This is a genomic window from Streptomyces sp. E2N166 (assembly GCF_003671715.1).
Taxonomy (GTDB): Bacteria; Actinomycetota; Actinomycetes; order Streptomycetales; family Streptomycetaceae; genus Streptomyces; species Streptomyces thinghirensis.
The window spans coordinates 382,964-386,943 of the sequence record NZ_RAIF01000032.1 but is presented as its reverse complement, the minus strand read 5'-3'; the positions used below and the strand labels follow the sequence as shown (position 1 = coordinate 386,943).

The window sequence follows — 3,980 nt, the reverse complement described above, 5'->3', positions numbered from 1 at the left end:
CGTCCGGCGACGGTTGTGCGTCCGGCGACGGCTGTGGGTCCGTCGGCCGTGCGCGGTCCGGGGCGGCGGGCGGGCGGCGGTCCACGGTCTCGGTGGGCGCCGCGGTGTCCTCGGTGGTGTCGCCGAAGGGCATCAGGGAGACGGTGAGCGCCAGCAGGGAGACCAGGACGGCGGTGGCGAGGAGGCTGCCACGGACGACGCGGGCCTTGTGGCCGCCGTCCCGCTGCTCGTCGGCGCGGTCCTCGCCGGCCGGTGCGGGGCGCCCGGCGCCGAGGCGTACTTCGGCGGCGCGACGGCGGCGTTCCAGGTAGGCGAGGCCGCCCCAGCCGATGACTCCGGCGGCGAGGGCCGCGGGCAGGCCGCCGCCGTGCGGACGCAGGCAGGCGGCGGCCTCGGCGCAGTCGGGGCAGGTGGCGAGGTGGCGGGAGAGGTCTTCGGGGGTGTCGGCGGCGGCCGACCTGGTCACCGCGTCCAGCAGCCGGGCGTAGCCGCGGCACCGCGCGTCCGGCGGCGCGTCGAGGTGGCCCCGGCGGCAGCGGTCCCGGAACAGTTCGCGCACCTGGGCGAGTTCGTCGGACGCGGTGGCCGGGTCGAGGCCGAGCCGGCGGGCCACCACGGGCAGTGGCAGGGCCTCCACGTCGGCCAGCCACAGCAGTTCCGCGTCCGGTGCCTGCATGTCCTTGAGGCCGCGCAGCGCGAGCGGGCGGCGCGGGGGCGGTCCGGCGTAGCGGGCGGCCCGGTCGGAGCCCAGCCACAGCCGCAGTTCGGAGTCGAGTTCGTGGCCCCGCCCGTCGTCCTCCCAGGCCGTCGCGGTGGTGCGTACGGCGGTCAGGAGCAGCGGGATGCGGGGCAGCCGGGACGGGCGGCGGGCGGTGCTGCGCGCCTCGGCCGCGTCGGCGGCGCGGACCTCGCGCATGCCGTGGGCGAACGCCTCGGTGGCGAGCTGGACGGCGGCCTGCGAGCCGGCGGTGCACAGGTCGGCGTAGGAGAGCACCGTGTCCCAGCACTCGTCGAGCAGCGCTGCCTCGGCGGCGTCCTGGGGGCTCGGCAGGTCGGGCATCGGACTCCTGCATCCACTGCGTCCACGGGCGAGGCCAACTCACCGCACCGGCGATGGAGTTGGTGCAGGGCCGCACGGCAGGCGCAGAGCTTCGCACGTCTCCGGCACAACTGACAAGCGCCGTGTTCACAAGCGGCGCGCGAGGTACGCGGACCGACGGCCCGGAGCCGGCCCGGCCCCGCGGGAGTCATACGGAGGCCGGGCCGGGACGTCTCGACTCGCGGCTCACACCTCGACGGGTGCGTTCTCCGGCAGGCTGTCCATGAAGGAGCTGACCGAGAAGACCGCGCGGCCGGCGCCGGGCAGGCCGTAGCCGGGGGGCGAGGACAGGCCGAACTCGTCCATCGTGGCGCGGTAGGCCTCCAGCAGCCGGATGTGGTACTCCAGCGGCGCACCCTGCGGGTTGGCCTTGCCGAGCGGGGTGGTGGGCTCGGGGCACCAGGTGGTGAAGCGGGGCGTGATGCCGTGCGACATGAAGAAGCGCAGGCCCTCGGTGGTGGAGGCGATGGCCTCGTCGACCGTCTTGAAGCCGAAGGGCTCGGCCATCTCGACGCCCGCGACGAAGTTCGGGATGACGTTGCGCGCGCCGAAGACGTCGGTGGAGTCCAGGATGCGCTTGTGCCACTCGTCGCGGCCGACGTACCGCTCCTTGCCGGGGCAGTACATCTTGAACAGGTACTCGTCCCACACCTCGTAGTTGGGGTGGTAGATCTGGACGCCGTAGTCCTTGAAGCGCTGGACGTCGTCCTTGGGCAGGGCCTGGGCGACGACCTTGCCGATCCATCGGCCGGGGAAGTGCTCCTCGATGGCCTTGGCGTAGCGCCCGTAGAAGTCCGCCTCGTCCAGGCCCTGGACCTTCGACGTGATGGCGCCGCCGGTGAGGGTGTAGGCGGTGGACGTCCTGGCCGTGTCGTAGGTGTTGATGATGTCCAGTGCTTCGAGGACCTCGTCGACGTCCTTCACGCCCGTGTACGGGCGGCCCGCCGCCTTGTGCTGGCGCCAGTTGTGGTTGATGTCGCAGTACTGGCACTCCTCCTTGGCGCCGAAGTACTGGCAGACCCGGAAGGCGGTCAGGTAGATCAGGTAGCCCCACTGGATGGTCGGGGCCACCTCCATGACCGACTTCCCGTTGGCGAGCTTGTGGCGGTAGTACTCCGGCATGGGCGGCACGCCGACGTCGGAGATCCGCTTGCCGTCGAGGTAGAGACCGAGCTGTCCGTGCTCGTCGGCGGCGACCCGGTAGGGGGAGCCCGGGTTCACACGGACCGAGACGACGGTGCGGCGCAGGTCGTAGGGGCCACCGGTGAGGATGATCTCCTCGGGCGGGCGGCGCAGCGCGGCCTCGCCCAGCTCCGGCAGGGTGCCGTGGTCGAAGGAGAAGATGAAGTACGACTTCGGCTTGACCTCGCCGTCCTCGTTGTCACTGAGCGCGGAGGGGTCGAAGGCCACCCCGCCGCGGAGCAGGTCCTCCTTGAAGACGGCTTCCCGCGGCACATGCGGAAAGCGCTCCATAAGATCCTCGACCAGCGCGGTGCGGCTGCCCATCCGTGTCTCCTCCCGGCTCAGGCGTTCGACTTCTCACGGTATGCCCCCGCCGGTGCGGCTTCCCGCCCGGGGCCCCTTCCAGGCGCGCCGGGTAGGTTTCCGCGGTATGACCGACATCACCGTGACCAATTGGGCCGGCAACATCACCTACACGGCCAAGGAGCTGCTGCGGCCGCACTCACTGGACGCGCTGCGGGCCCTGGTGGCGGACAGCGCGCGGGTGCGGGTGCTGGGCAGCGGGCACTCCTTCAACGAGATCGCCGAGCCGGGCCCCGAGGGCGTACTGCTGTCGCTGGCCGCGCTTCCGGCCGAGGTGGACGTCGACACGGCGGCCCGTACGGTGCGGGTGGGCGGCGGCGTCCGGTACGCGGAGCTGGCCCGGCTGGTGCACGGGCGGGGGCTGGCGCTGCCGAACATGGCGTCGCTGCCGCACATCTCGGTCGCCGGGTCGGTGGCCACCGGAACGCACGGTTCGGGGGTGGGCAACGGCTCGCTGGCGTCGGTGGTGCGCGAGGTGGAGCTGGTCACCGCTGACGGCTCCACGGTGACCGTCGCCCGGGGCGACGAGCGGTTCGGCGGCGCGGTGACCTCGCTCGGCGCGCTGGGTGTCGTGACCGCGCTCACCCTCGACCTGGAGCCGGCCTACGAGGTCGAGCAGCATGTCTTCACCGAGCTGCCGCTCGCCGGACTGGACGCGGCGACGTTCGACACGGTGATGGCGGCGGCGTACAGCGTGAGCCTTTTCACCGACTGGCGGGCGCCCGGCTTCCGGCAGGTGTGGCTGAAGCGGCGCACCGACCAGCCGCTGCCCGACTTCCCGTACGCCGCCCCGGCCGCCGAGAAGATGCACCCGGTGCCTGGCATGCCCGCCGTGAACTGCACCGAGCAGTTCGGGGTGCCTGGGCCCTGGCACGAGCGGCTGCCGCACTTCCGCGCCGAGTTCACGCCCAGCAGCGGCGCCGAGCTCCAGTCGGAGTACCTGATGCCGCGCGAGCACGCGCTGGACGCCCTGCGCGCGATGGAGGCGATACGGGAGACCGTCGCGCCGGTGCTGCAGACCTGCGAGGTGCGCACGGTCGCCGCAGACGGGCAGTGGCTGAGCCCGGCGTACGGGCGCGACACCGTGGCCGCACACTTCACCTGGGTCGAGGACACGGCGGCGGTGCTGCCGGTGGTGCGGCGGCTGGAGGAGGCGCTGGCTCCGTTCGCGGCCCGGCCGCACTGGGGGAAGGTGTTCGCGACGCCGGCGGGCGAACTGCGCGCGCTCTACCCGCGGCTGGCCGACTTCCGGGCGCTGGCCGAGGCGCTGGATCCGGCGGGGAAGTTCACCAACGCGTTCGTGCGCGGGGTGCTGGCGGGCTGAACGCGTCCGCCC

Annotated in this window: 3 protein-coding genes; 1 reads left to right on the top strand and 2 read right to left on the bottom strand. The window is 73.0% G+C overall.

What is annotated here, in order from left to right; all coding sequences use genetic code 11:
* Nucleotides 1-1,060 (bottom strand): cellulose-binding protein (locus EBH09_RS28855; protein WP_238697464.1); only part of this gene is annotated, 1,060 nt, incomplete at its 3' end.
* A gap of 225 nt (nt 1,061-1,285) precedes the next feature.
* Entirely contained in the window at nt 1,286-2,605 is a 1,320-nt protein-coding gene (locus EBH09_RS28850; RefSeq protein WP_121749861.1) for a radical SAM protein, read from the bottom strand.
* 106 nt (nt 2,606-2,711) lie between these two features.
* On the opposite strand from EBH09_RS28850, the gene EBH09_RS28845 reads away from it, so the two are divergent.
* Nucleotides 2,712-3,968: an FAD-binding protein gene (locus EBH09_RS28845; protein WP_121749860.1), complete on the top strand. Its 1,257-nt coding sequence runs from the start codon at nt 2,712-2,714 to the stop codon at nt 3,966-3,968.
* Nucleotides 3,969-3,980 lie beyond the last annotated feature (12 nt).

Coding starts and splice junctions, on each gene's coding strand:
- EBH09_RS28850 (WP_121749861.1), bottom strand. CDS start 2,605: ATGGGCAGCCGCACCGCGCTGGTCGAGGATCTTATGGAGCGCTTTCCG.
- EBH09_RS28845 (WP_121749860.1), top strand. CDS start 2,712: ATGACCGACATCACCGTGACCAATTGGGCCGGCAACATCACCTACACG.